Genomic DNA, 25,891 nt, shown 5'->3' with positions numbered 1-25,891 from the left:
CCACGCGATCTTTTGTGGGAGGGGCTTCAGCCCCGACGCTTTCCGCTCCGACCGCCGCGGCTCAGCCAGCCGCCTCGCCCCGCAACAACCCCAACAACCAATCGCGCACCCACCCCAGCCGCGCGCCGCCGCCGGCTTCGGGCAACCACGCCAGATACAAGCGCTTCACCGGCCCCGGCCGCGGCGAGGCCAGCACCTGCAATTCGCCACTGGCCAGCCGCCCGGCGATCAACCGCGGATACAACAAAGCGATGCCCTGCCCGGCCAGCGCCGCGCTGATCGCCGGCATCGGCGAAGACAGGCTCAGCTGCGGCAGCGGCCACGCCGCGAGGTCGTCGCCGAACCACGCCGGCCAATCCTGACGCCAACCTTCGCTGACCACATGCAACACGCGCACGCCGGGCGCCGGTTCGAGCCACCAGCGTTGCGAATCCATCCGCGCGATCAACTCGGGCGATGCCACCGGCACCAGCGCCTGTTCGAACAGCAACTCGCCCTGCAATCCCTGCGCGCGCGGATCGCCGTGCATCAGCAGCGCGTGCACGCGCGCCTGGGCCAGATCCGGCGCGGAGGCCGGGCAGAACAACTGCAGATCGAAGCCGGCCTGGGCGGAGAATTCGTCGATCCGCGGCAACAGCAGGCTGACGCTGAGGCTGGTCGGCGCGCCCAGCACCAGCCGCCGGCTTTCGTCGCCGCGCAGGCGCAGGCGCGCGGTCGCCGCTTCGATCTGTTCGAAGCCGGCGATCAGCGCCTCGCCGTACTCGCGTCCCAGCGGGGTCGGCCGCGCGCGTCCGCCGCTGCGATCGAGCAGGCGCAGGCCGAAGGCTTCCTCCAGGTGCTGCACGTGCTGGCTCAGCGCGGCGTGGCTGAGGTGCATGCGCTCGGCGGCGCGGCGCATGCCGTCGTAGCGCACGACGGCGGCGAAGGCCTGCAGGGCGCGCAGCGGCGGCAGGCGGCGGGGCGAGGGGGTGTCTGTGGTCATTTTTACTTACCACTAATCCAGAAATTCCAGATTTTTATACATTTATGGCACAGCTACATTTACCACATGCCTGCCGCCCCCATCGCTTCCCCGGATGTCCCGTCGCCCACCCGTCCCTTGGTCCTCCGCGCCGGCCTCATGGCCGCCGCTTCGACCTGCCTGGCCCTGCTCGGCCTGCTCAGCCGCTACACCCGCGGCCTGCCGCCGGAGCTGGTGACCTGGCTGCGCTTCATGATTCCGGGCCTGGCGCTGATCGCGCTGGCGCGGCGCGAGGACTGGCGCGCGGTGTGGTCGCTGGCCGATCGGCCGGGCTGGGTGCGCGCGGTGTGCGTGGTCGTCTCGCAGGGCTGCTTCGTGCTCGCGGCGATGCGCGGCGACCTGCTGCACGCGGTGCTGCTCTACAACACCGGGCCCTTGTTCATTCCGCTGATCGCGTGGCTATGGCTGGGCGAACGCCTGCGTCCGGCGGCGATCGCCGGGCTGATCGCCGGCTTCCTCGGCGTGCTGGTGGTGCTGCGTCCGGATGCGCGCGGCCTCGACGGCAATTCGCTGGTGTCGCTGTTCGGCGGCTTCGCGATGGCGGCCTCGCAGGTGCTGTTTTATCGCAGCGCCCAGCATCAGCCGCCGTTTCGCAATCAGTTCAAGTTGTATCTGCAGGCGTCGCTGGTCGGATTGCCGTTGGCGCTGTTCGGACTGACGCATCTGCCGGCGCAGCCGTTCGCGGCCGAGCCGCCTTGGGTGCTGATCTTGGCCTTGATCGGCATGGCGACGTGCAGCCTGGGCAGTCAGTCGTTGCGCGATCTGGCTTATCGCGGCATGGGCAATGCTTCGACGCTGGCGCCGTTGATGTACGTGGCGGTGCCGGTCAGCGCTGCGCTGGACTGGCTGTTGTTCGGGCACGCGGCGCGTGCTTCGACCTTGATCGGCGCGGCTTTGGTTATTGCGGGCGCGGTGATGGCGCTGCGTAGCGGGGCCAGGACTAAGCTGAGGTGAGTGGCGGCGGGGCGAAGAGCGAATCCCCCCTGCCCCCCTTTTTCAAAGGGGGGGAACAGCCAGCTTTTCTGGGAGAACGGTCGCGTATGGGAAGGGCAACAGCTGCGCATGCGCCCCCTCCTTTGAAAAAGGAGGGTTGGGGAGGATTTGCTTTTTGCCCCCGCACCAATCAGTACGCAAATTCCTTGAACACCGGATCCACGCTCCCGCCCCAAGCGCCATGGAACAGCTCGAGCTTGCGCTCGGCCGGGCTCTTGCCCATCGCCACGAACTCGGTCAACGGTTCCAGGTAGATCGACTCATCGGCGCCGAGGTGGTTCAAGCGCGCGCGGCGCTTCAAGCCGTGCGCGGAAATCTCCAGCGCGCGGCGCGCCAGGTCCAGCACCTTGCCGTCGCGGAACGGCAGCTGGAATCCGTGCCTGGGCACGCCGTCGCGCAAGGCGTGGCGTTCGGCCGGACTGAAGTCCAGCACCAGATCCCAGGCCGCATCCAGCGCATCGGCGTCGTACAACAGACCGACCCAGAACGCAGACAGCGCGCAGATCCGGTTCCACGGGCCCGAGTCGGCGCCGCGCATTTCCAGATACTTCTTCAAACGCACTTCCGGAAACGCGGTGGTGGTGTGGTCGGCCCAGTCCTTCAAGGTCGGGCGCTGGTTCGGATACGCCGGCAGCTTGCCGTCGAGGTAATCGCGGAACGACTGGCCGGCGGCGTCGATGTATTCGCCGTCGCGGTAAACGAAGTACATCGGCACGTCGAGCAGGTAATCGACGTAGCGCTCGTAACCGAAGCCGTCTTCGAACACGAAGTCGAGCAGACCGGTGCGGTCGGCGTCGGTGTCGGTCCAGATGTGCGAGCGGTACGACATGTAGCCGTTCGGCTTGCCTTCGGTGAACGGCGAGTCGGCGAACAGCGCCGTCGCGATCGGCTGCAAGGCCAGCGAGACGCGGAATTTCTTCACCATGTCCGCTTCGTCGCGCACGTCCAGGTTGACCTGCACGGTGCTGGTGCGGGTCATCATGTCCAGGCCGAGGTCGCCGACCTTGGGCATGTACTCGCGCATGATCTTGTAGCGGCCCTTGGGCATCCACGGCATTTCGTCGCGGCGCCACTTGGGCTGGAAGCCCATGCCGAGGAAGCCCAGCCCCATCGGCTCGGCCACGGTGCGCACTTCGCGCAGATGGGTGGCCGCCTCCACGCAGGTGTCGTGCAGGGTCGCCAGCGGGGCGCCGGACAATTCCAGCTGGCCGGCCGGCTCAAGCGATACCGAGGCCTCGTCGCGGGTCAGCGCGATCACCCGGCCCTTTTCTTCCACCGGCGCCCAGCCGAACTGGGTCAGGCCCTTCAGCAAGGCCTCGATGCCGCGCTCGCCGTCGAAGGTGGGCGGACGCAGATCGTCGGTGCGGAAGCCGAACTTCTCGTGCTCGGTACCGATCTTCCAATCCGACTCCGGGCGCGCGCCCGAGGCCAGGTAATCGACCAGCACGGCGCGCGCGCCGCCCTTGATGTCGGGAATTTCTAGATCCTTGACCTGGCTGGGACCGGACACATCCACCTCGCTGATTGAATCGATCGACTGGACCGGAGCCCGGTCGCGGCCGCTTGGCGCGACGCAACGCCCGTAACCGGCGCTCCGTCACACGGGAGCCGGCTCGATGCCCTGAATCCTACCTTGCGTGAGTACACATGGTTTCTCGGTCTGGATATGCGGCGGGTCGCCTACAATCGCAAGACCCAGGCAGTGTAGAGCCCGTCTTGCGCCGAACAACGTCCGTCCTGCAACGCTATGGTTCGGCCCTGCTACTGGCGCTGGTGGCGCCCGCCGTGCCTGCGCAGACGGCCGCGGCGCAACTGGAACGCGGCAACGGCCCGGAACCGAGCACGCTGGACGCGCACCGCTGCCAGGAAGTGGCCTGCGGCAATGTCCTGCGGGATCTGTACGAGGGGCTGGTCACCGAGGACGCGCAAGGGCGGCTGGTGCCGGGCATGGCGCGTAGCTGGACGGTGTCGGCCGACGGCCGCACCTGGACCTTCACCCTGCGCGAGCGCCTGCGCTGGAGCAACGGCGAAGCGCTGGACGCGGCGCAGATCCTGGCCAGCTTCCGCCGCGCGTTCGCGCCGGCCACCGCCGCGCCGTTCGGGGAATTGTTCGATGCGCTCGACAACGCCCAGGCGGTGCAGGCCGGCCGCTTGCCGCCCGAGCGCCTGGGCGTGGCCGCGCCCGACGCGCATACCGTGGTGTTCACCCTCAACCGCGCCGCCTCGCTGCCGGCGCTGCTGACCTTGCCGATCGCCTTCCCGGTGTATCTGCCGGCGGTGACGCAATACGGCGCGCAGCACACGCAGCCGGGCCGGCTGGTGTCCAACGGCGCCTACCGGCTGCGGGCGTGGACGCCGCAGGCGAATCTGCTGGTCGAAAAGAATCCGCAATTCCACGACGCCGCCGCGGTGGCGATCGAACGCGTGCGCTTCCACGTCACCGAGGACGCCGCCGCCGAACTGCAGCGCTTCGCCGCCGGCGATCTGCATATCACCGAAGTCGTGCCGCCGCAGCCGTTGGCCGCGCTGCGCCGGCGCTTCGGCGCGCAGTTGCGGCTGTCGCCGTATGTCGGCGCGTTCTGGCTTGGCCTCAATCTGACCAAGCCGCCGTTCCGCGACGGCGTGTGCGCCGCGCCGCCGTGCGACGACAAGGCGCTGGCGCTGCGCCGCGCGCTGGCGCTGGCGGTCGATCGCGACAAGCTCACCCGCTATGTCACCGGCCTGGGCGAAACCCCGGCCTACGGCATCGTGCCGCCGGGCATCGCCGGCTACACGCCCGCGGCGATGCCGTGGGCGAAGCTGACGCAAGCCCAGCGCGAGCAGCGCGCGCTCGCGCTGTACCGCCATGCCGGTTATTCGAACGACAATCCGTTGGTGATCGAACTGCGCTACAACACCTCCACCCCGCACCGGCGGCTCGCGCTCGCGGTCGCGGCGATGTGGCGGCAGACGCTCGGCGTGCAGGTACGGTTGCGCAACGAGGAATGGAAGGTGTTCGTGCAGAACCGCAAGCAGCGCGCGATCACCCAGGTGTTCCGCGGCGGCTGGATCGGCGATCTGCCCGACGCGCGCAATTTCCTCGCCGCCTTCGGCAGCGACGGCCCGTTGAACTGGATGGGCTACGACGACGCCGGTTATCGCCAGCGCCTGGCCCGGGCCGACGGCGCGCATTCGGAAGCCGCGCGCAACGCCTGGCTGCGCGCCGCCGAGCAGCGCCTGCTCAACGACAACGCGGCGATTCCCTTGTACTTCTACACCTCCAAACACCTGGTTTCCGAACGCGTGCGCGGCTTCCAGGCCAATGCATTGGACCGCCACGCCAGCCGCTGGTTGAGCCTGTCGCCATGACCCCATCTTCGACCCCACCGTCTGCGCGCAGCGGCGATCCGCAGCCGCATCGCTCCGAACGCGTGGGCTGGCTGCGCGCGGCGGTGCTCGGCGCCAACGACGGCATCGTCTCCATCGCCGGCCTGGTGGTCGGCGTCGCCGCGAGCGGCGCCGACAGCGCGGCGATCCTGACCAGCGGCATCGCCGGCACCGTCGCCGGAGCGATGTCGATGGCGGCCGGCGAATACGTCTCGGTGCAATCGCAGGCCGACACCGAGCGCGCCGACATCGCGGTGGAACAGCGCGAACTCGACGACGATCCGCAGAGCGAACTGCAGGAGCTGGCGCGCATCTACGAACAACGCGGCCTCACGCCCGAGCTGGCGCGCGAAGTGGCGCGCCAGCTCAGCGACCACGATGCGCTCGCCAGCCACGCGCGCGACGAACTGGGCATCACCGACACCTTGCGCGCGCGGCCGGTGCAGGCGGCGCTGACCTCGGCGGCGGCGTTCGTCAGCGGCGCGGCGCTGCCGATCGCCGCGGTGCTGCTGGCGCCGGCTGGACAGACCGAAACCGTGGCGATACCGGCCACGTTGATCGGCCTGTCGATCTCCGGCGCGCTCGCGGCCTGGACCGGCGGCGCGCCGGTGCTGCGCGGCGCGTTGCGGGTGGCGTTCTGGGGCGCGCTGGCGATGGCCGCGGCGACCGTGGTCGGACGCTTGTTCGACGTGCAGGTCTGATGCGCGCCCATCCGCTCGCACGCCTGCTCGCTTCGCGCCTGCTGGAAGCGGCGATCACCCTGTGGCTGCTGGCCACGCTGTGCTTCGCGCTGCTGCGCGCGGCGCCGGGCGGGCCGTTCGACACGGAAAAAGCCGCGCCGCCGGAAGTGCAGGCGGTGCTCGATGCGCAGTACCGCCTGGATCAGTCCCTGCCGATGCAATACCTGGGCTGGCTCGGCGACGCGCTGCGCGGCGACCTCGGGCCGTCGTTCCAGTATCCGGACTATACGGTCAATCAGCTGATCGCCAACGCCTTGCCGGTGTCCGCGCTCAACGGCGGCATCGCCCTGCTGCTGGCGCTGCTGTTCGGCGTGAGCCTGGGCGTGTGGGCGGCGTTGCGCGCCGGCGGCTGGACCGACCGATTGCTGATGTTCGTCGCCGGGCTGGGCCTGGCGATCCCGAAATTCGTGGTCGCCCCGCTCCTGGTGCTGCTGTTCGCGGTGACCCTGCACTGGCTGCCGGCCGGCGGCTGGGGCGAATGGGACAACGTGGTGCTGCCGGCGATCGCGCTGGCGCTGCCCAACATCGCCTATTGCGCGCGGCTGACCCGCGCCTCGATGCTCGACGTGCTGTCGGCCGAGTACCTGCAGGCCGCGCGCTCGCGCGGCCTGTCGGAAACCCGGCTGCTGTTCGCGCACGCGCTCAAGCCGGCGCTGTTGCCGGTGGTGGCGTGGCTGTCGCCGGCGCTGATCAACGTCGTCACCGGCTCGGCCGTGGTCGAGCAGGTCTTCGGCATCCCCGGCATGGGCCGCTACTTCGTCCAGGGCGCGCTCAACCGCGACTACACCCTGGTGCTGGGCGTGGTGCTGGTGATCGGCGCGCTGATCGTGGCGATCAACGTGGCGGTGGATGCGTTGCGGGGGTGGATGGATCCCAGGTTGGAGCAGGGAATGGGAAATTAGGGGAATGGGGAATGGTGGGTTCTCGCGCGTTCCAGGTCGCGAGAACCCACCATTCCCCATTCCCCTCATTCCCGCCTCATCGTTCCCGCTTCAAAGCTACACTGGCCCCATGCGCAGAAAGTCGAAAGCGACCTCGGTCGATATCGCCCACCTGGCCGGCGTGTCCCAGGCCACCGTGTCGCGCGTGCTCAGCGGCAGTCCGCTGGTCAACGCCGAAACCCGCAAGCGCGTGGAAGCGGTGGTGCGCGAGCTCAACTACAAGGTCGATCGCCACGCCTCCAGCCTGCGCCGCCAGCGCTCGGGCACCCTGGCGATGCTGTTGTTCGAAGACCCGACACCGGACGAGTCGCACATCAACCCGTTCTTCCTGTCGATGCTCGGCTCGATCACCCGCGCCTGCGCGCGCCACGGCCAGGACCTGCTGATCTCGTTCCAGCAGTTGTCCGACGACTGGGCCGGCGACTACGAGGACAGCATGAAGGCCGACGGCCTGATCCTGCTCGGCTACGGCGATTACCTGGCCTATCAGGGCAAGCTGCAGAAACTGGTCGAGCAAGGCACGCGCTTCGTCCGCTGGGGCGCGGTCCTGCCCGATCAGCCGGGGCTGTCGATCGGCTGCGAAAACATCGGCGGCGGGCATCAGGCCGGATCGCATCTGGTCGCGCTGGGCCGCAAGCGCGTGGCGTTTCTGGGCGACGCTTCCAGCCATTACCCGGAATTCCTCGACCGTTTCATCGGCTGCGAGCGCGCGCTGGCCGGCGCGGGGCTGGTCCTGGACCGCGCATTGCAGGTGGATGCGGAAAGCTCCGAAGACGCCGGCCACGACGCCGCACGCGAATTGATCTCGCGCGGGTTGGCTTTCGATGCGGTCTTCGCCGCCAGCGACTTGATCGCGCTTGGGGCGATGCGTGCGTTGACCGAGCACGGGCTGCGCGTGCCTGAGGATGTCTCGGTAATTGGTTTCGACGATATTCCGATGGCGCGGTTCGCGCATCCGCCGCTGACGACGATTTTTCAGGACACCAAGCAGGCCGGGGAGCTGCTGGTGGATACGCTGATGCGTCTGGTGCGGGGGGAGGAGGCGGAAAGTATTCGGTTGCCTACGGCGTTGGTGGTGCGTAAGTCGTGTGGGGCTGAGTAGGGGTTGTTCGGACCTTCGCGTTGGCGTTCGTCCTCTGCCTTTCGCTTCTGACGCGTCCCGCGCCCACGCACCCACCTACCGTCATTCCCGCGAAGGCGGGCTCCGCTTTACTTCGGCGGAGCCGAACATCCAGCGACTTCAAACGTTCTCGCACGAAAGGCCCTGGATTCCCGCTTTCGCGGGAATGACGGCTTGAGAGAGCGAAGGCGACTGGGTCAGCCCCAGAAAACTCACCGCCTACGCGCGCGAGCCATCGCCCTATCCAACGCCGTAACCAGATCGCCCCGCACCACCGGCGCATCCAGCACGAACACCTCCACCCCATGCGCCGCAACGGTCGCCTTCAGCACGCCGCCAGCGCCCTCGCCGACTTCAACTTCGCTCCCACCCAAGGCCGCGCGCCAGCGCCCGGCCTGCAGATACTCGCGCACCTCGAAGTCCGCCGCCGCATCGCCCTTGTTGAGCAGCACCAGAGCTATCTGGGACTGCCCGCCATGCTCGTAGACCCGATAGAACGCCGCGCGATCGCCCTGCATCACCACGTTCAAATGCAAGCCGCGCTGCAAGGCTGGCGTGGTTTCGCGAACCTTCGCGATGCGCTTGAGCGCGGCGCGAATCGGATGCTCGCGCGCCGCCTCGATGCGCTGCTGGCCGAAGTAATTGCGATTGCCCGCATGCTCGGCCTTGCCGCGCTCGAAACCGACCTCCGAGCCGTAATAGATCACCGGAATGCCGCGCGCGGTGAACAGCCAGTTGTTGGCATCGATGAAACCCGCGTCGCTGGCATCCAGGCGCGGCATGTCGTGATTGTCGTAGAACGTCATCAGCTCGTACGGATTCGCGTACGGCCCGTCGGTCAGATAAAGACGGTCGGACAGCAGCGCGAAGTCGCCGCGGCCGCGGCCGAACACCTCGGCCATGCGCTGCTTCAACGGGAAGTCGAGCACGCTCACACCGCCGTTGCTGGCCCAGGTGAACGGCGCGATGTTCTCCGCCTTGTAGTCGAAGGCTTCGCCGAACATGAAGAACCCGGGACGCTTGGCGCGGATGCGATCGGCGAACTGCTTCCAGAACGCCGGCGGCATATGCCGGATGGTGTCGATCCGAAAAGCGTCGGCGCCTTGGTCGATCCACTGCGAATACGCGCCGACGAAGTAATCCAGCACCGCCGGATGGGTGTCGTCGATATTCGACAGCTGCACCAGATCCTTTTCGTTATGGAAGAACCGGTGCAAGGGGTTGTGCGCTGGGTCGAGCTTTTCCGGCGGCAGATTCTGGTGATCGGCGACCAGCACGCCATCGCGATAGATCTCGCCGTACTTGGGCTGATCCCTGGGCATGGTGAACGAGGGCGAGCCGTGATTGGCGACGATGTCGAGCACGGTCTTCAAGCCGTGCCGCTTCAAACCCGCGGTCAAGCCGGCGAAATCCAGGTCGCGGCTGGGCAGGTGCTCATCGAGGCGATAGAAATCCACGCCCCAGTAACCGTGATAGCCGGTCTTGCCGCGGTCCTGGAACGCGCCGCCCCAGGTCACCGCGTCGCCGCCGGTGAAGGCTTCATCCGGGTTGTCCACGATCGGCGTCAGCCAGACCGCGCCGAAGCCCATGTCGCGGATGTAATCGGCGTTGTCGAGCAGGCCTTTGAAGTCGCCGCCGAGATAACCGATGTTGTCGCTCTCGCCCTTCGGCGCGCCGGGCACGGGCCGGTCGAAGCTGCGCGTGGCCGGATCCGGCCCGCCCTGATCGCGATGATCGTTGCCGGTGTCGCCGTTGACGAAGCGATCGGTGACGACGAAGTACACCGCGTCGCTGGCCATCGGCTCCAGCGTGCCGTAGTAATCGCGCGACGGCGCCGTGCCGCGCGTGGCCTGCGCGCAACCGCACAACGCCAGCGCCAGGGCGACGACCGGCAAAGCCCTCACGCCCGCGTCTCCGTGCCGGGCTCGCGCACCCACAGCACGCACAGGCCGGCGATGAACAGACTGATGCCGCCGATCACCAGCGCCGCCGCCGGATGCCCGCCGAAGGCGTGCTTGACCAGGAACCCGAGCAGACTGGCCGCGACCAATTGCGGGATCACGATGAAGAAATTGAAGATGCCCATGAACACGCCCATCTTCGCCGCCGGCACGCTGTCGGACAGCATCGCGTAGGGCAGCGACAGGATCGAGGCCCAGGCGAAGCCGACGCCCAGCATCGACAGCAGCAACCATTGCGGGTCGCGGATCAGCGCGATCGAGATCAGGCCGGCGCCGCCGAGGGCGACGTTGAACAAATGGCTGCGGCGCAGGCCCCAGCGCCGCGTCATCGGCGGAATCATGATGGCGGCGAGCGCGGCGAAGCCGTTGTAGGCGGCGAACAGCACCCCGACCCAGTTGGCGCCTTCGTTATACGCCGCCGAGGCGGTGTCGCTGCTGTGGTAATGCAGTTGCGTGACCGCCGGCGTGGTGTAGATCCACATCGCGAACAAGGCGAACCACGAGAAGAACTGCACCAGCGCCAGGCGCAGCATGGTCGGCGGCATCGCGCCCAGATCGTCCATGACCGTGGCGAAGCCACCGCCGTCGCGGACCAGGCCGCGGATAACCAAGGCCAGGCCGAACGCGGCGATCAGCGCGGCCAGCACGTACAGCTGGCGATCCAGCGCCATCATCGAGATCGTGGTCGCGCAGATGCCGCCGACCACCATCCACGACGCGCCCAGCAGCAGACAGCGCACGCGGTCGCGGTCGCGCGGCGGCGGCGGCGGCGCTTCGTCGAAGGCGAGCAATTCCCGCGGCGGATACTCGCGCGTGCGCAGCACCGTCCAACCGACCGACAGCAGCAGCACCGCGCCGCCGAAGTAGAACGCGTAGCGCACGGTGTCCGGCACTTCGCCGGGGCCGGCGGTATTGCCCACGCCGAAATGCGCCAGCGCAAACGGCAGCAGGCTCGCGACCACCGAGCCCACGCCGATGAAGAAACTCTGCATCGCGTAGCCGCTCGCGCGCTGCTGTTGCGGCAGTTGGTCGCCGACGAAAGCGCGGAAGGGCTCCATCGAGATGTTGATGGAGGCGTCGAGCATCCACAGCAGGCCGGCGGCGATCCACAGCGAGGGCGAATTGGGCATCGCCAGCAGCGCGAGCGTGGCCAGCGCGGCGCCAACGAGAAAATACGGACGGCGCCGGCCGAGCCCGGTCCAGGTGCGGTCGGACAGATAACCGACGATGGGTTGCACGATCAGGCCGGTCAGCGGCGCGGCGATCCACAGCATCGGGATGTCGTCGATCGGCGCGCCCAGGGTCTGGAAGATGCGGCTGACATTGGCGTTCTGCAGGGCGAAGCCGAACTGGATGCCGAGGAAGCCGAAGCACATGTTCCAGATCTGCCAGAACGACAGTTGCGGCTTGCGGTGCGGGACGGCGGAGTCGCGGCTATCGGTCATGGGTCGATACTGGCATGGAGGGGGGGCGCGGTGGGTGGGGCCGAAAAGCGAATCCCCCTCAATCCCCCTTTTCCAAAGGGGGAAGACAAGCGGCTACGACGTGCTTCCCCGATCACCGCGAACCCGTTCCCCCCTTTGAAAAAGGGGGGGCCAGGGGGGATTTGCTTTTGCCGTTGCGCCGCGTCAAGAGCGAAAAAGCAAATCCCCCTCAATCCCCCCTTTTCAAAGGGGGAAGACAAGCGGGGATTCGCCTGCGCCCTCAGAACTGCGACGAGAACCGCACCCCATACATCCGCGGCGTATTCAAATACCGGATATTGGTCGCGTTGTTGACGAAGCCCTTACCCGAATACACCTCATCGGTCAGGTTCGACACAAAACCATCGATGCGGAACTGATTGTCGGTGCCGAAATTCACGCCGGCCGAAACATTGACCGTCAGGAACCCGTCCACATCGTCGCGCATCGCCAGCCCATTGGCCGGGCCGCCGCCCGCGGCCGGGTTGGAGCCGTTGTTGAACGGCATGTCCTTGAGCGGAATCTCGATCACCCGGCCGTTCGCATCCAAACCGAAGCCGCGGCTGTTGAACGCGGTCAGGTAGTAGTCCGAACGGTAGGTCAGGTTGATCGTCCAATCGAACGAAGACAGCGCGCCGTGGTTGATGTCGATGGTCTGCGACAGACTGACGTTGGCGTTGTACTTCGACGTGTTCGGCAGACGGTTGCCGTCCAGCGGCACGATCAAACCCAGGCCGCCGGAGCGGGTGTCGAGCACCATCGAGTCGTCGAAGGTCGCGTCCAGATAGGTGAAGTTGTAGCCCAGGTTGAAGCCGTGCGGCAGCCCGACCCGGCCTTCCAGTTCCAGACCCAGCACGCTGGCGTTGGCGGCGTTGTCGTTGAACACCTGGCGGCTGGTCGCGTTCGGGTTGGTCGGCGTCGGCGCCGGCACGTCGATCAGGTTCTGCAGCACCTTGTTCTTGTAATCGTAGAAGAACACCGACGCGTTCAGGCGCACCGGCGTCTCGCCCCACAGATAATCGCCCTTGATGCCGGCCTCGTAGGAGGTCAGCTCTTCCGGCTCGAAGCTCGGCGCCAGCGCGCTGCCGTCGTTGAGCGAGAGCGGACGGTTGATGCCGCCCGAACGCGTGCCGGTGGACACGGTGCCGTACAGCATCACCTGCGGATTGACGTCGTACTCGAAGCCCACGCGCCAATCGACGTAGCTGTCCTTGTAGACGTCTTCGCTCTTGCCGCCGGGGAAGTCCGAGCGCGCGATCACCTGGATCTGGTCGCGGTTCTTCTGCAGGAACTGCGCCCAGTTGTCGTTGGCGCCGAAGCTGTCGAAGCCGCCGAGGAAGTAGTCGAGCGTGTTGCCGCCCGGACCGCAACGCAGGTCGGCCGGCGACCAGCCGGTGCAGATGCTCGGATCGCCGCCGCGGCGGTCGCCCGGAGGCGCCAGGCGGAAGCCGGGCGAACCCAGGATCAGACCGGTGGTGTAGGGATTGGTGGAGGTGTCGATCGGCTGGCCGGTGAACTGCTGGAACAGCTCCTCGGGCACGATGAATTGATACTTGATGTTGGATTCGCGCGCGATCTTCTTGTCGCGGGTGTAGCGGATGCCGCCGATCACGCGCAGCGAATCGGTCGCGGCGAAGCTGAAATCGCCGTAGACCGCGTTCGATTCGACCTTGGAGTTGTCGCCGCGGTTCTCGCCGCCCAGGCCGTCCTGATAGCCGCAGACCGTGCCGGGCGTCCACCAGTCGCAATCGCCGAAGTAGCCGTTGCCGACGTCCCACGATACGTAGTCGTACTTCTCTTCGTAGTTGAACAGGCCCGCCGACCAGATCAGGCGGCCGGTGTCGCCGAAGAAGCGCAGCTCATTGATGGTCGAACTGGATTTGTCCGCCTGATAGAAGGTGTCGTACCACTTCAACCGTTCCGGGTTGAAATAGGCCTCGCGCTCGGACCCCGGGTACACCGGGCCGAGCTGCCACTCGCGCGAAGCGTTGCGGTTGTAGAAATCGTACTTGCGGTAGGAGGTGTTGAACTCCACCGAGACCTTGTCGTTGAAGGCATAGGTGAAGGTGCCGGCGACGCCTTCGATGTCGTTGGTGGTCTTGCCCTGGGTGCGGAAGTATTGCTTGAACGGGTCGTTGAGATCCTTGATGTCGTAGCCCGCCGACAGACCGCGCTCGGCGAACAGGCCCGGGTCGCCGGTGCCGCGCTCGGTCACCTTGTCCAGCATCACGAACGCGGAGAACTTGTCGTTGGGCTCCCACAGCATCGACAGGCGCGCGGCCTGGTTGTCGAGCGCGCTCGGGCCTTCGGCGTCGAACAGCGACTTGGGATAGCCGTTGGTGATGTACGAGGAGCGCTCTTCGTCGAACAGCGCCGCGCGCAGGGCGAAGGTCTCGCCGATCGGCAGGTTCAGCACGCCCTCGGCGGTGGTGAAGTCGTAGTTGCCGGCGCCGATCTTCAGACCGCCGCTGGTCACGCCGAGTTCGGGGCGCTTGGAGATGACGTTGATCGAGCCGCCGGTGGCGTTACGGCCGCGCACCGTGCCCTGCGGGCCCTTGTTGACTTCGATGCGGTCCACGTCGAAGAACATCGGGCCGATCGAACGCGGACGCGGCAGGTAGATGCCGTTGTAATAGGTCGCCACCGACGGATCGGAGGAGAAATCCGAATCGGCCGCGCCGATGCCGCGCAGGAAGATTTCGTACTTGCCTTCCTGCTTGGTGATCTGCAATCCCGGCACTACCGCCTGCAGATTGCGGAAGTCGGTGTTGATGCCGAGCTTGGTCAGGTCTTCGCCGCTGAAGGACTGGATGGTGCCGGCGTATTTCTGGATCGACTGCACGCGGCGGTTGCCGGTGACCTGGACCGCGTCGAGCTCGTGCGCGGCGCTTTGCGGCGCGGCTTGCGCGGCGGCGGGCGCGGCGTCCTGCGGCGCGGGCGCCTCGGCGGCCGATGGCAGTTCCGCGCTCCAGGCGGCCCAGGAGCTGCACAGCCCCAGCGAGGCCAGGGCCACCGTCAACAGGTGGCGATTGAATTGGTGTTGCGATGAAGCCGGCTTCGATCTCGACATGCTCCCCTCCAGAAGCGCTGTGTGTCGGCCGCGCGCGCACTGCGTCGCGCTGCGGTTGCCTGGGCGGCGTGCGCCTTCGGTCTGTGGCGCATGTTAGGCAAGCGGCCGCGTCCGCAGCGGGTTCTGCATACGTATTCATGGGATGAAGTCGCATTCATGTCGCACTTCTTCTGGCGATTGGCGGGTGAATACGTATGCACACGCTCGGGCCGCGAGGGGCGGCGGCGGTAAGCTGGCTCGCATCGCGGCAGTGCAGCACGCAGGCCGCCATCGATCAGGGGCCCGTCTTGTCCGCCGTCCGTATTTCCAGCGATCCGCTCCGCAACGACGCTTGGTGGCGCGGCGCGGTCATCTACCAGATCTACCCGCGCAGCTTCCGCGACCTCGACGGCGACGGCGTGGGCGACCTGCCCGGCATCATCGACAAGCTCGGCTACGTGGCCGACCTGGGCGTGGACGCGATCTGGATCTCGCCGTTCTTCAAATCGCCGATGGCCGACTTCGGCTACGACATCGCCGACTACCGCGCGGTCGATCCGCTGTTCGGCGACATCGACGACTTCGACCGGCTGCTGGCCAAGGCGCATGCGCTGGGCCTGCGGGTGATGATCGACCAGGTGCTCAGCCACACCTCCAACGAACACGAATGGTTCAAGCGCAGCCGCGAGAGCCGCGACAACGAGTATTCCGACTGGTACGTGTGGGCCGACGCGCGCGAGGACGGCACCGCGCCGAACAACTGGATGTCGCTGTTCGGCGGCGTCGCCTGGCGCTGGGAACCGCGCCGGCAGCAGTACTACCTGCACAACTTCCTGTCGGCGCAGCCGGACCTGAATTTCCACAACCCGGCGGTGCGCGCGGCGGTGCTGGACAACGTGCGCTTCTGGCTCGATCGCGGCGTCGATGGCCTGCGCCTGGACGCGATCAATTTCTGCTTCCACGACGCGCAGCTGCGCGACAATCCGCCCAAGCCGGCGGCGCAGCGGGTCGGCCGCGGCTTCAGCCCGGACAATCCGTACGCGTTCCAGTATCACCACTACAACAACACCCAGCCGGAAAACCTCGCGTTCCTGGGCGAACTGCGCGCGCTGCTGGACCGCTATCCGGGCGCGGTGGCGCTGGGCGAGATCTCCTCGGAGGACTCGCTGGCGACCATGGACGACTACACCCGCGACGGCCGCCTGCACATGGGTTACAGCTTCGAGTTGCTGACCGAGGACTACAGCGTCGCGCACATCCGCGGCACGGTGCAGCGCCTGGAAGCGACCATGCGCGAAGGCTGGCCGTGCTGGGCGATCTCCAATCACGACGTGCAGCGCGTGGTCACGCGCTGGGGCCGCGGCGAGCGGCCGGCGCACTTCGCCACCCTGCTCAGCGCGCTGGTGTGTTCGCTGCGCGGATCGGTGTGCGTGTACCAGGGCGAGGAATTGGGGCTGCCCGAGGCCGATCTGCCTTTCGACGCCTTGCAGGACCCGTACGGCAAAGCGTTCTGGCCCACCTTCAAGGGCCGCGACGGCTGCCGCACGCCGCTGCCGTGGGACACCAGCGAGCGCGCCGGCTTCACCAGCGGCGAGCCATGGCTGCCGATTCCGGCCAGCCATCGCGCGCTCGACATCGCCAGCCAGCAGGACGACCCGGCCTCCAAGCTCAACGGCTTCCGCCGTTTCCTGAGCTGGCGCAAACATCATGCCGCGCTGCTCGACGGCGCCATCGGTTTCCTCGACAGCGCCGAGCCGGCGATCGCGTTCGTGCGCGGCGAAGGCAGCCAGGCGATGCTGATGGCGTTCAACCTCGGCGACGCGCCGGCGTCGGTGGAACTGGGCGAACGCGCCGACTGGATCGCCGACGACGGCCATGGCCTGCCCTGCGGCCACATCCAGGGCCAGCGTTTGATCCTGCCGGCCTACGGCATGTACGCGGCGCGCGCTCGCGGCTGAGGCCCGATCGCAGACCGCCGCGCCCCGCTCGCCACGCGTACCGGGGCCTGGGCATACTGGACTGAGCCGGCCCGTCGGCCGCGCCCAGGGGGACATCGGTGCAGATCGTTTATCACGCCGCCCATTCGGCGGATGCGCAGCTCGTGCACGGCCTGCTGGCGCAGGAAGGGATTCAATCGTTCGTGTTCGGCGGCGCACTGGAAGCCGGCGCCGGCCTGCTGCCGGTCGGCGGCTCGGTGCGGGTCGAGGTCGCCGACGAAGAGGCCGCGCGAGCGCGCGAAATCATCGAGGAATGGCAGGCCGCGGCGGTGCCGCTGGACGACGACGAGGGCGAGCCGGCCGACCGCGATTTCGGCGACGACGACACGCCCGAGCATGTCGAAAGCGAGAACGTCTACCGTCCGTTGAACCAGCGCAAGCCGCCGCCCAGCGGCTTCGCCATGGCCGGCACCGTCATCGCCCTGGTGATCGGCGCCCTGCTCGGTGCGCTGGTGACCGGCGTTGTGATGCAGCCGGGCGTGAGCGAACAGGACGTGGACTACAACGCCGACGGCGTCGCCGACGAACGCCTGGTCTATGAAGGCCAGCAGTTGATCCGCACCGAGGCCGACCGCAATAGCGACGGCAGCGCCGATCAGGTCATCCAGTACGATCCGCGCGGCTTGCCGACCGCCGCGGAAGAAGACCAGGATTTCAACGGCGTGCGCGAAACCACCACGAGCTATCGCGACGGCCTGTGGGTCGAGCGCAGCGCCGACTACAACGGCGACGGCGCCCCGGAACTGCAGCAGACCGCGCTGCGCGGCGTGCCGCATACCGACCAGTGGCTGGACGCGCAGGGCCGGGTGATCAAGCGCAACCTCTACACCGGCGGACGCCTGACCGGCGGCGAAATCGACAGCGACGGCGACGGGGTGCTGGATACGGTGCGCATCTTCGATGATCGCGGCGAAATCCGTTCTACGCGGCCTGTCCAGGCGCAGTGATCGGCGGCAAGCGCGGGCCGGTTGAGCCGGCGTAACGGGATCGGGCTTGCACGGCGGCCGGCGCAAGCCGCGATACGACGATGGCGTTCGATCGCGGCGCCAGCGGAGCCTCGGCGAGGTTGCGCGCGCGCCTGAAACCACGCGCCAGCCTCTCGTCACGCGGCGCCGGTCGCGGGATACTCGCCCGGACGGACCGACCGGTCGCGTCCATGGAGGACAGCGGTGCAAATCGTGTATGAAGCCGCCCATTCGGCGGATGCGCAGCTCGCGCGCGAGGTGTTGGCGCAGGAAGGGATTCTGGCGCATGTGCTCGACGCCGGCGGTTCGGTGCGGATCGAAGTCGCCGACGACGATGCGCCGCGCGCGCGCCAGCTCATCGGGCAGTGGCGGGGCGCGGGCGCGCCGCCGCCCGGGCGCCAGGACGATGCGCGCGCCGATCGCGATTCCGGCCACAGCGCCGCAGCCGCGCCGCCCGACGACTCCGACGCCTACCAGCCGCTGAAAAAGCGCAAGACAGACGACAGCGGCTACGGCCTTCCCAGCCTGATGTTCGCGTTGATCGTGGGCGGCTTCATCGGCGCGGGCTTGCTCGAAACATTCGCCCATCGCTCGCAGCCCGCGCCGCCGGCCACGCAGACGGTCGAAACCGACTCCAACGGCGACGGCCGGACGGATACGTGGACGACCTATGTGAACGGCGTAGGCACGCAGATGCGCAGCGATCGCAATGGCGACGGCAAGGTCGATGAGATCGTGCGGTTCGAGAACAACCTGCCTCAGTCGAACTCGCAAGACAACGATTTCGACGGCGATTACGAGAGCCAGGCCAGCTACCTTCCCGACAAGAAACGGACCTTGACCTATTCGATCGATCGCGACGGCGACGGGAAGCCCGACTATCGCGTCGTCGGTCCGTTCTCGATCATGCAGAACGAACAGTGGCTGGACTCGCAAGGCCGCGTGGTCAAGCAAGTCCGCCACGATGGCCTGCGCGCGCTCGACGGCAAGTTCGACAGCGACGGCGACGGCGTGCTGGATGTCGAACGCACTTACGACGAACGCGGCGAGATCGTTTCCACCCGTCCGCTTTCATCGCCTTGATCGCGGCCTGCGGCGCGGCCGAAGGGCCGCGACCGCACCGCGGCGGAATCAGTTCTGCGGCCGCCGCTGCAGCTCGCGCACCGGCCGCTCGCGCGGTTCCAACAGGCCCGGTTGCAACACCGGCGTCAGCGGCCGCGGCGGCGTGGTCCCAGGGGTCGCCGCCAGCGTATCCAGGCGCTTTTTCGCGCCGGCGTTGCCCAGGTCGGCGGCGCGCTTGAGCACCACCTTGGCTTCGTCGATGCGGCCCTGGCCGACATAGATTTCGCCCAGGCCGCTGAGCGCGGTGGCCTTGCCCTTGGGGTCGCTGGCCGGCGCGTCCTTCACCGCCTGGGTCAGCGTCGCCTGCGCGCTGGCCAGTTGTCCGTTCGACAATTGCTTCCAGCCGCATAAGGTCGCGTCGCCGCCGCCCGCGCACGGGTCCTGGCCGGCGCTGTCGGCCGCGGCGATTTCCTCCGCCAGTTCCTTGGGCTGGCCGGCCAGCGCGGCGCTGCCCAGCGCGTTCTGCAATTGCTGGTTGTTGTGCTGCAGGCCTTTGACTTTCTCGATGATCGAATCGACCGAGATGTTGATGCTGCTGTTGTTGTCGGCGACCTTGATCGCCGCGTTGGGCGCCAGGGTCTGGCCGCTGTATTCGATCACCGGGTCGGGCAGGTTCACCGCGGCGAAACGCGGCGAGAAGGTCAGGTAGACGTTGGGGACGATGCGTTCGCCGCTGCGCCAGCTCTTGAGCGTGTCGAAACCGATCATCGCCACCACCACCGCCGCGCCGATGCCCAGGTACCAGCGCACGTTCTTGTTCTGTTCGGCGTTCCTGGTCTTGAGCAGCGCGTAGGCGCCGTAGGCGAAGAACAGCAGCGCGGTGCCGTAGGCGCCCGCGGCGAGGATGGTCTGCGGGTCGGAAATCGGGTCCATGTCGTGTCGCTTCCTGGCTGAGCCCGCGCGCGCGGACGGTCACCCAGGAAGTAACGCGAACGACGGTGGGAAAGCGGCCAAGGATCGCGGCGATGGCGACCTGTTCGGCGAAAGCTCGGGCACTCTCAAAGACTTGGCGAAGCCCCGAGGTCTTTTGTAGGAGGGGCTTCAGCCCCGATGCTCTTCGGCCAGAGCCCGGCGGATCTCAACGGGCCGCTTCACCGCGATCTGAGAGGAAAGCATCGGGGCTGAAGCCCCTCCCACCGGAGCTCAAGCCCATTCCGCAACAACGCGGCTTACTCGTCTTCGTCCCGCGCGATCTCGGGAGCGCTCGGCGCCGAGGCCGGCGCATCGCCCATCCCGAGCCAGCCCATCACTTTCTCGCGCGCTTCGTCCACGCCCAGCTTGGACTCGCCGGAGAAGGTCTGCACGCTGACCGTGTCGCCATAGGCCGATTGCAGTTCCTTGCGCACCGCCATCAGTGCCTGCTGCTGCTGGCCGCGCCCGAACTTGTCCGCCTTGGTCAGCAGCGCATGCGCCGGCAGGTCGCGGCTGACCGCGTAGCCGAGCATCTGCTTGTCGTAATCCTTGAGCGGATGACGGATGTCCATCACCACCACCAGGCCGCGCAAGGCCTGGCGGGTCTGGAAGTAGCGGTCGAGGAAGGCCTGCCAGTGCGCCTGCAGGTTCTGCGGCACCTTGGCGTAGCCGTAACCGGGCAGATCGACCAGGAAGCGGTCCGGATCCGGCGCGGGCTCCGGGCCGCGGTACGGCAGGCTGACGTCGAAAAACACCAGCTGCTGAGTGCGTCCGGGCGTCTTGGACACCCGCGCCAGCGCGTTCTGCTGACACATGGCATTGAGCGCGCTGGACTTGCCGGCGTTGGAGCGGCCGGCGAAGGCGACCTCGAATCCGCCGTCGGGCGGCAGCTGTTTGACGTTGTGCGCCGACAACAGGTAACGGGCGCGGGCAAGGTGGTTGATCATGCCCTTAGGATCGCATGCCCCGGCCGGATGCTCGCGTTCTGCGACCTGGCCGGCTGAACCCGCGTTGACCCGATCCGGTCCGGCGGAAGATAATTCCGAGGTTCCGGCGCCCATAGTGGCCGGCCGCACTGTCATCCAGCCAGCCCTTGCACAGCAAGCCAGCAGTAGTTCGGAGCCCAGCTACATGAGCCAAGCCCGCGTCCTGAGCCTCGTCGGCCTCGCCGCCTTCGCGGTCGCCGCCGTTGCGTTCGCCCAGACCACGGTCACGCCGATCCCCGATAAGGAGCCGGTAACGACCGCGCCGCTCACCGCCGGGCCCAAGGCCAGCTGGGGCGACGTCAAGGCCGGCGCGACCAAGGCCGGCACCTGCGCGGCCTGCCACGGTCTCGACGGCAACCCGACCGATCCGCAGTACCCGCGCCTGGCCGGCCAGAGCGAGCGCTACATCGCCCACCAGATCGCCCTGTTCAAGACCGGCGAGCGCAATACCGGCATGTCCGCGGCGATGAAACCCTTCGCCGACGCGCTCAGCGAGCAGGACGCGCGCGACCTGGGCGCCTACTTCGCCACGCAGAAGTCCGGCGCCGGCGTGGCCGACGACACCGTGATCGCGGCTGGCCCCAACAAGGGCAGGAAGTTCTTCGAAGTCGGCGAGCAGCTGTTCCGCAGCGGCGACAAGGCCCGCGGCATCCCGGCCTGCATGGCCTGCCACGGCCCGGGCGGCGCGGGCAATCCGGGTCCGGCCTATCCGCACATCGCCGGCCAGCAGGCGGTTTATTCGCAGCGTCGCCTGGAGGAATACCGCGCCGGCACGACCACGCAGAAGGACCCGCACCTGTTCAACATCATGGCCACGGTGGCCAAGCAGCTCAGCGACGAAGAGATCGGCTCGCTGTCGAGCTATCTGCAGGGCCTGCACGAACGCGCCGACGACGTCGCCGCGGCCGATGCGCCGGCTCCGGCGGCCAAGCCGGCCGTGCCGGCGGCGGCTCCTGCGGCCGCTCCGGCTCCGGCGGCGGCTCCTGCGGCCGCTCCGGCTCCGGCGGCGGCCCAGCCGGCCGCTCCGGCCAAGCCCGCCAAGGGCTGAGCCCACGCCACCCGTGTTCCGACGACGCCGGCCTGGCGACAGGCCGGCGTTTTCGTTTCCGGGCGGTCCTTTCCGGTCAGTCAGGCGGGAGCTGCGCAACCGGAGCCTCTGCCCGCCGCAACTCAGGTTTCGCGGCAGTTCCCGCCCGATACCCAGCCACGCCGCGAGATTTTGGTGATCGCCATCACCGAACGCCCCACCGCGGAACTTCCGCGCACAAGATCAGTCCCATCAGACACTCTTGGTTCAAGACGCCGGCCGTTATCCTTACTGCCGGCGTTTTTTATGCCCGCCCGTCCCGGGCGCGACGGTTTTCCGTGGCGCGACCGGGCCTCACTCCCCACGAGACCTAACGATGAAACGACGTCTGGCCACCTTGCTGCTGCTCGCCGCGCTCCCCTTCGCCGCCTTCGCCGCGCCCAAGGCCGCCGCTCCGGCCGGCCCCGCGCCCGAGCCGGGCGTGGATTACGTCGAAATCGAAGGCGGCAAGCCGTTCGCGCCGGTCGCCGGCAAGATCGAGGTGGTCGAAATCTTCGGCTACACCTGCCCGCACTGCGCGCACTTCGAGCCGCAGATCAGCGCCTGGAAGAACAAGCTCCCCACCGACGTCAACTTCGTCCCGCTGGCGGCGCCGTGGGGCAGCTACTGGACGCCGTACGCGCAGGCCTTCTACACCGCGCAGTCGCTGAAGCTGCTGCCGCAGACCCACGACGCGGTGTTCAAGGCGCTGCACGAAGAACGCACGCTGCCGATCCAGAACGCCAGCGCGGCGCAGATCGGCGCGTTCTACGCCAAGTACGGCGCCAACGCACAGACCTTCGCCGCCACCATGACCAGCCCGGCGATCGAGCAGGCGATGAAGCGCGCGAGCGACTTCATCATGGCCTCCGGCGTGGACGGCACCCCGGCGATGGTGGTCGCGGGCAAGTACCGCATCACCACCCAGAAGGGCTTCGACGACATGCTGCGCGTGGCCGATCACCTGATCGCGCAGGAACGCGGCGCGAAGGCCAAGCCCAAGGCCAAGCGCTGAGGCCCTTGGCCGGAACACCGGCCGCGGGCACGCGGGCATGAGCCGGGCCGCGGCGACGCGGTCGCGGCGCGTCCCCGGTTCCGAAATCACCAATCCCGGCCCCGCGACCGCTATCCTGGCGGCCGCCCTCGACGGCAGCGCGCCGGCGCCTCCCAGCGCCCGCGCCGCCCTCCATTTCATTCGATCGTTTGCGGAGAAGTCCCGATGAATTCGCGTATCGCCACCCTGTCCCGCTATCCGCTGGTCCTGAGCGCGCTGTTCGCGCTGGCCGCCTGCAACAAGACCGAGACCGCCGCGCCGGCCGACGCCGCCGCGACCCCGGCCGCCGGCGAAGCCGCCGCGCCGGCCGCGACCCCGGCCGCGGGCGAAACCCCGGCCCCGGCGCCGGCCCCGGAAGAGCCCGCGATCACGCCGGCCGCCACCGTCACCCCGCCGGCAGGCCCGGCGCCGGTCGCCGGCACCGACTACATCGAAATCCCCGCCGGCCAGGCCTTCGACCCGGTCCCGGGCAAGATCGAAGTCGCGGAAGTCTTCAGCTACACCTGCCCGCACTGCGCGCAGTTCGAGCCGCTGCTGGTCGATTGGCGCAAGAAGCAGACCGCCGACGTGAAGTTCACCCCGATCGCCGGTCCCTTCGGCGGCAACCCGATTCCGTTCGAGAAGGCCTTCTACGCCGCGCAGACCCTGGGCCTGGTCGAGAAGACCCACGAGGCGATGTTCCGCGCCGTGCACATCGACCAGTCGATCCCGTACATGAGCGTCACCGACGAACAACTCGGCGCGTTCTACGCCAAGTACGGCGTCAAGCCGGCCGACTTCATCGGCACCATGAACAGCTTCGCGATCAACGCCAAGGGCAAGCGCGCCGAGCAGTTCATGCAGCGCTCGGGCGTGGATTCCAGCCCGTCGCTGGTGGTCAACGGCAAATACCTGGTCAAGGGCAAGAACTTCGAGGACTACCTGCGCATCGCCGATCACCTGGTCGCGCGCGAGCGCGCCACGCTGCAGGCGACCGCGCCCGCCGCCGCTCCGGCCGCCGCCGCGCCTGCGCCGGCCGCCGAAACCGCGCCGAAGCAGTAACCGACTCGCAGGATTCGACCCGAGCATGACCACACGCCGGCTGCGCCTGCTCAGCGCGAACATACAGGCCGGCTCCAGCACGCGTCGCTACAGCGATTACGCGACGCGCAGCTGGTCGCACGTGCTGCCCGCCGGCAACAAGCGCGGCAGCCTCGACACCATCGCCCAGTTGGCCGGCGAGCACGACATCGTCGGCCTCAACGAAAGCGATCCGGGCAGCCTGCGTTCGGGTTTCACCAACCAGACGCACTACCTCGCCCAGCGCGCCGGCTTCGATTACTGGAGCCATCAGCCCAACCGCCGCGTCGGCAATGTCGCCTCCAGCGCCAACGGCCTGCTGAGCAAGCTGGAACCGCGCGAAGTCGTCGATCATCCGCTGCCCGGCCGCATCTCCGGCCGCGGCGTATTGATCGCCCACTACGGCAACGACGACGACGGCCTGACCGTCGCCGTCGCCCACCTCTCGCTGGGCGCCGCCTCGCGCGCCTCGCAGCTGGCCTTCATCGCCGAACTGCTGCACGACCACCCGCATGCCGTGTTGATGGGCGACTTCAACTGCTCGGCCGATCGCCCCGAGATGCAGGCCTTGTTCCGCAACACCCGCCTGCAACCGCCGAACGACGTGTTCCCGACCTTCCCCAGCTGGCGGCCGCAGCGCGCGATCGACCATATCCTGCTGGGCGATGGCCTGGGTTTTGCGGGTGCGCGCGCGGTGCCCGCGGCGCAGTCGGATCATTTGGCGTTGTCGTTGGAGCTTGATGTGCCTGAGAGCGCATTGGTCTGAAGCGATAAATCGCAATGCGAAAATTCGCCCCCTTTGAAAAAGGGGGCTGGCGCTTGCGTGGCCGCGGTGCTGAGTGGCCTACAGTGCGCCGGGGGATTTGCTTTTCGGCAGAGCAAAAGCGAATCCCCCCTCCCCCCCTTTTTCAAAGGGGGGAACAGCAAAAGCCACTGTCGAATGACCGCCGCTTCATCCGACGCGAACGCCCCATAGAACTCGCCCCCTTTGAAAAGGGTCTTAGGAAGCAAACGCTCCCTCAGAGGGGATTGGATCGTAGCAACTTAAGGGTCGCCCGATAGAGGTCGTCGTGGCGATGGTTGAAGCGAAATTCGCACTCCTTGAGGTGGAGGTAGAAGGTGGTCTTGGCCAAGCCGTTGAACTTGGCCAGGCGGCGCTTGGCGAAGCTCCAGAAGCTCTCGATGCCGTTGATGTGGTTGTCGCCCTCGGCGAAGTGATTGCCGCTGTGGCGGATGCGCCAGTGCTTGGCGTAGCCCAGATCGACCAGTCCGTCATAGCTGGACAAGCAGTCGGAGAGGATTTCGCTCTCCAGGCGAATATGCCCACGAATCAAGGCCTGCAGCGTGGCGGTTTTGCAGTTGGGCACGATCTGGGTGTAGACGTGCTGGCCGCGTTTGAGCATGCCGAAGACAATGGTTTTCTTGCCGGCGCCGCGTCCGCGTTTGCCGCGCACACGCCACGGCCCGAAGAAGGATTCATCGACTTCGACCTGACCGGTGAAAGGCGAATGTTGTTCGCAGTCGTGCGCGATGACGCGCCGCATGGCCAGGAAGATCGTGTTGACCGAACGCACGCTCAAGCCGGTCAACTGGGCGGTGTTGGTGGCGGTGAGATCCAGTGACCAACAGCGCACGAGTGCCCGAAATCGGGCCTCGCTGATTTTCGAACGGCTGTAGCACCTGTTTTTTCTTTGCATTTCAGGAAGATAGCTGCGTTATGGGGCAGCTTTGCTTCCTAAGACCCTTGAAAAAGGGGGCTGGCGCTTGCGCGGCAGCATTACTGAGTGGCTCACAGTGCGCCGGGGGATTTGCTTTTCGGCAGGAGCAAAAGCGAATCCCCCCGGCCCCCCTTTTTCAAAGGGGGGAACAGCAAAGGCGGCTGTCGAATGATCGCCGCTTCGTCCGACGCGAATACCCCATAGAATTCGCCCCCTTTGAAAAAGGGGGCTGGCGCTCGCGCGGCAGCATTACTGAGTGGCCCACAGTGCGCCGGGGGATTTGCTTTTCGGCAGAGCAAAAGCGCCCCCCCCTGCCCCCCCTTTTTCAAAGGGGGGAACGGCAAAGGCGGCTGTCGAA

19 protein-coding genes and 1 pseudogene are annotated in these 25,891 nt (G+C 67.5%); 12 read left to right on the top strand and 8 right to left on the bottom strand.

Annotated features, from left to right (window positions below):
- Nucleotides 1-61 precede the first annotated feature (61 nt).
- Nucleotides 62-982 carry a LysR family transcriptional regulator gene (locus LG3211_RS02390; protein ID WP_057941432.1) on the bottom strand — a complete coding sequence of 307 codons (921 nt, stop codon included), beginning with the start codon at nucleotides 980-982 and terminating at the stop codon, nucleotides 62-64.
- Nucleotides 983-1,120: 138 nt separating this feature from the next.
- Here LG3211_RS02390 and LG3211_RS02385 point away from each other — a divergent pair, with 138 nt between their 5' ends.
- Complete coding sequence (locus tag LG3211_RS02385) at nucleotides 1,121-1,975, top strand: DMT family transporter (RefSeq protein ID WP_187313123.1); 855 nt, start codon at nucleotides 1,121-1,123, stop codon at nucleotides 1,973-1,975.
- Nucleotides 1,976-2,144: 169 nt separating this feature from the next.
- On the opposite strand, the gene LG3211_RS02380 is transcribed toward LG3211_RS02385, so the two are convergent.
- Nucleotides 2,145-3,524: a glutamate--cysteine ligase gene (locus tag LG3211_RS02380; RefSeq protein ID WP_083512838.1), complete on the bottom strand. Its 1,380-nt coding sequence runs from the start codon at nucleotides 3,522-3,524 to the stop codon at nucleotides 2,145-2,147.
- Nucleotides 3,525-3,730: 206 nt separating this feature from the next.
- Between LG3211_RS02380 and LG3211_RS02375 the strand changes: the two genes are divergently transcribed.
- The 4 genes from LG3211_RS02375 to LG3211_RS02360 all read left to right on the top strand — a co-directional run bounded on the left by LG3211_RS02375 (nucleotide 3,731) and on the right by LG3211_RS02360 (nucleotide 8,163).
- A complete protein-coding gene (locus LG3211_RS02375) occupies nucleotides 3,731-5,362 on the top strand; it encodes a peptide ABC transporter substrate-binding protein (protein ID WP_057941430.1) in 1,632 nt (543 codons plus the stop codon).
- Complete coding sequence (locus tag LG3211_RS02370; RefSeq protein WP_057941429.1) at nucleotides 5,359-6,081, top strand: VIT1/CCC1 transporter family protein; 723 nt, start codon at nucleotides 5,359-5,361, stop codon at nucleotides 6,079-6,081. The genes LG3211_RS02375 and LG3211_RS02370 overlap by 4 nt, the downstream gene beginning before the upstream one ends.
- Nucleotides 6,081-7,022, top strand: coding sequence for an ABC transporter permease subunit (locus LG3211_RS02365; protein WP_057941428.1), 942 nt, complete (start codon nucleotides 6,081-6,083; stop codon nucleotides 7,020-7,022). The genes LG3211_RS02370 and LG3211_RS02365 overlap by 1 nt, the downstream gene beginning before the upstream one ends.
- A 109-nt stretch (nucleotides 7,023-7,131) precedes the next feature.
- Nucleotides 7,132-8,163, top strand: coding sequence for a LacI family DNA-binding transcriptional regulator (locus tag LG3211_RS02360; RefSeq protein WP_057941427.1), 1,032 nt, complete (start codon nucleotides 7,132-7,134; stop codon nucleotides 8,161-8,163).
- Between the two features lie 230 nt (nucleotides 8,164-8,393).
- On the opposite strand, the gene LG3211_RS02355 is transcribed toward LG3211_RS02360, so the two are convergent.
- The 3 genes from LG3211_RS02355 to LG3211_RS02345 all read right to left on the bottom strand — a co-directional run bounded on the left by LG3211_RS02355 (nucleotide 8,394) and on the right by LG3211_RS02345 (nucleotide 14,675).
- On the bottom strand, nucleotides 8,394-10,085 hold the full coding sequence (locus LG3211_RS02355; protein WP_425479931.1) for an alpha-amylase family glycosyl hydrolase: 1,692 nt from the start codon (nucleotides 10,083-10,085) through the stop codon (nucleotides 8,394-8,396).
- Nucleotides 10,082-11,587 carry an MFS transporter gene (locus LG3211_RS02350; RefSeq protein ID WP_057941425.1) on the bottom strand — a complete coding sequence of 502 codons (1,506 nt, stop codon included), beginning with the start codon at nucleotides 11,585-11,587 and terminating at the stop codon, nucleotides 10,082-10,084. The genes LG3211_RS02355 and LG3211_RS02350 overlap by 4 nt, the downstream gene beginning before the upstream one ends.
- 259 nt (nucleotides 11,588-11,846) lie before the next feature.
- Entirely contained in the window at nucleotides 11,847-14,675 is a 2,829-nt protein-coding gene (locus tag LG3211_RS02345; protein WP_083512257.1) for a TonB-dependent receptor, read from the bottom strand.
- A gap of 287 nt (nucleotides 14,676-14,962) precedes the next feature.
- On the opposite strand from LG3211_RS02345, the gene LG3211_RS02340 reads away from it, so the two are divergent.
- The 3 genes from LG3211_RS02340 to LG3211_RS02330 all read left to right on the top strand — a co-directional run bounded on the left by LG3211_RS02340 (nucleotide 14,963) and on the right by LG3211_RS02330 (nucleotide 18,699).
- Complete coding sequence (locus LG3211_RS02340; protein WP_237049820.1) at nucleotides 14,963-16,612, top strand: alpha-amylase family glycosyl hydrolase; 1,650 nt, start codon at nucleotides 14,963-14,965, stop codon at nucleotides 16,610-16,612.
- Nucleotides 16,613-16,710: 98 nt separating this feature from the next.
- Nucleotides 16,711-17,598, top strand: a complete 888-nt coding sequence (locus LG3211_RS24655) for a putative signal transducing protein (RefSeq protein ID WP_083512255.1) — start codon at nucleotides 16,711-16,713, stop codon at nucleotides 17,596-17,598.
- Between the two features lie 222 nt (nucleotides 17,599-17,820).
- The gene (locus LG3211_RS02330) at nucleotides 17,821-18,699 is read left to right on the top strand and encodes a putative signal transducing protein (protein WP_057941423.1); all 879 of its coding nucleotides are present in this window, start codon (nucleotides 17,821-17,823) and stop codon (nucleotides 18,697-18,699) included.
- Between the two features lie 48 nt (nucleotides 18,700-18,747).
- On the opposite strand, the gene LG3211_RS02325 is transcribed toward LG3211_RS02330, so the two are convergent.
- On the bottom strand, nucleotides 18,748-19,611 hold the full coding sequence (locus LG3211_RS02325) for a tetratricopeptide repeat protein (RefSeq protein WP_057941422.1): 864 nt from the start codon (nucleotides 19,609-19,611) through the stop codon (nucleotides 18,748-18,750).
- Nucleotides 19,612-19,907: 296 nt separating this feature from the next.
- On the bottom strand, nucleotides 19,908-20,597 hold the full coding sequence (yihA, locus tag LG3211_RS02320; RefSeq protein ID WP_057941421.1) for a ribosome biogenesis GTP-binding protein YihA/YsxC: 690 nt from the start codon (nucleotides 20,595-20,597) through the stop codon (nucleotides 19,908-19,910).
- A gap of 184 nt (nucleotides 20,598-20,781) precedes the next feature.
- Here yihA and LG3211_RS02315 point away from each other — a divergent pair.
- The 4 genes and pseudogenes from LG3211_RS02315 to LG3211_RS02300 all read left to right on the top strand — a co-directional run.
- Nucleotides 20,782-21,561: pseudogene (locus LG3211_RS02315) on the top strand (c-type cytochrome); the annotation flags it as partial.
- Between the two features lie 478 nt (nucleotides 21,562-22,039).
- The gene (locus LG3211_RS02310) at nucleotides 22,040-22,717 is read left to right on the top strand and encodes a thiol:disulfide interchange protein DsbA/DsbL (protein ID WP_057941419.1); all 678 of its coding nucleotides are present in this window, start codon (nucleotides 22,040-22,042) and stop codon (nucleotides 22,715-22,717) included.
- Between the two features lie 204 nt (nucleotides 22,718-22,921).
- On the top strand, nucleotides 22,922-23,797 hold the full coding sequence (locus LG3211_RS02305; RefSeq protein WP_083512254.1) for a thiol:disulfide interchange protein DsbA/DsbL: 876 nt from the start codon (nucleotides 22,922-22,924) through the stop codon (nucleotides 23,795-23,797).
- Between the two features lie 25 nt (nucleotides 23,798-23,822).
- The gene (locus LG3211_RS02300) at nucleotides 23,823-24,581 is read left to right on the top strand and encodes an endonuclease/exonuclease/phosphatase family protein (RefSeq protein ID WP_057941418.1); all 759 of its coding nucleotides are present in this window, start codon (nucleotides 23,823-23,825) and stop codon (nucleotides 24,579-24,581) included.
- 253 nt (nucleotides 24,582-24,834) lie between these two features.
- On the opposite strand, the gene LG3211_RS02295 is transcribed toward LG3211_RS02300, so the two are convergent.
- Nucleotides 24,835-25,512 (bottom strand): IS1595-like element ISLgu1 family transposase, encoded by a 678-nt coding sequence (locus LG3211_RS02295; protein ID WP_057941417.1) that lies wholly within the window; start codon nucleotides 25,510-25,512, stop codon nucleotides 24,835-24,837.
- Nucleotides 25,513-25,891 lie beyond the last annotated feature (379 nt).

It is taken from the genome of Lysobacter gummosus (genome assembly GCF_001442805.1).
Taxonomy (GTDB): Bacteria; Pseudomonadota; Gammaproteobacteria; order Xanthomonadales; family Xanthomonadaceae; genus Lysobacter; species Lysobacter gummosus.
This window is presented reverse-complemented; position numbering and strand designations above follow the sequence as displayed.

What these genes read in the sequence shown, in the direction of transcription:
- LG3211_RS02390 (WP_057941432.1), bottom strand. Translation starts at nt 982, where the DNA reads ATGACCACAGACACCCCCTCGCCCCGCCGCCTGCCGCCGCTGCGCGCC.
- LG3211_RS02385 (WP_187313123.1), top strand. Translation starts at nt 1,121, where the DNA reads ATGGCCGCCGCTTCGACCTGCCTGGCCCTGCTCGGCCTGCTCAGCCGC.
- LG3211_RS02370 (WP_057941429.1), top strand. Translation starts at nt 5,359, where the DNA reads ATGACCCCATCTTCGACCCCACCGTCTGCGCGCAGCGGCGATCCGCAG.
- LG3211_RS02365 (WP_057941428.1), top strand. Translation starts at nt 6,081, where the DNA reads ATGCGCGCCCATCCGCTCGCACGCCTGCTCGCTTCGCGCCTGCTGGAA.
- LG3211_RS02360 (WP_057941427.1), top strand. Translation starts at nt 7,132, where the DNA reads ATGCGCAGAAAGTCGAAAGCGACCTCGGTCGATATCGCCCACCTGGCC.
- LG3211_RS02350 (WP_057941425.1), bottom strand. Translation starts at nt 11,587, where the DNA reads ATGACCGATAGCCGCGACTCCGCCGTCCCGCACCGCAAGCCGCAACTG.
- LG3211_RS02345 (WP_083512257.1), bottom strand. Translation starts at nt 14,675, where the DNA reads ATGTCGAGATCGAAGCCGGCTTCATCGCAACACCAATTCAATCGCCAC.
- LG3211_RS02325 (WP_057941422.1), bottom strand. Translation starts at nt 19,611, where the DNA reads ATGGACCCGATTTCCGACCCGCAGACCATCCTCGCCGCGGGCGCCTAC.
- yihA (WP_057941421.1), bottom strand. Translation starts at nt 20,597, where the DNA reads ATGATCAACCACCTTGCCCGCGCCCGTTACCTGTTGTCGGCGCACAAC.
- LG3211_RS02310 (WP_057941419.1), top strand. Translation starts at nt 22,040, where the DNA reads ATGAAACGACGTCTGGCCACCTTGCTGCTGCTCGCCGCGCTCCCCTTC.
- LG3211_RS02305 (WP_083512254.1), top strand. Translation starts at nt 22,922, where the DNA reads ATGAATTCGCGTATCGCCACCCTGTCCCGCTATCCGCTGGTCCTGAGC.
- LG3211_RS02300 (WP_057941418.1), top strand. Translation starts at nt 23,823, where the DNA reads ATGACCACACGCCGGCTGCGCCTGCTCAGCGCGAACATACAGGCCGGC.
- LG3211_RS02295 (WP_057941417.1), bottom strand. Translation starts at nt 25,512, where the DNA reads ATGCAAAGAAAAAACAGGTGCTACAGCCGTTCGAAAATCAGCGAGGCC.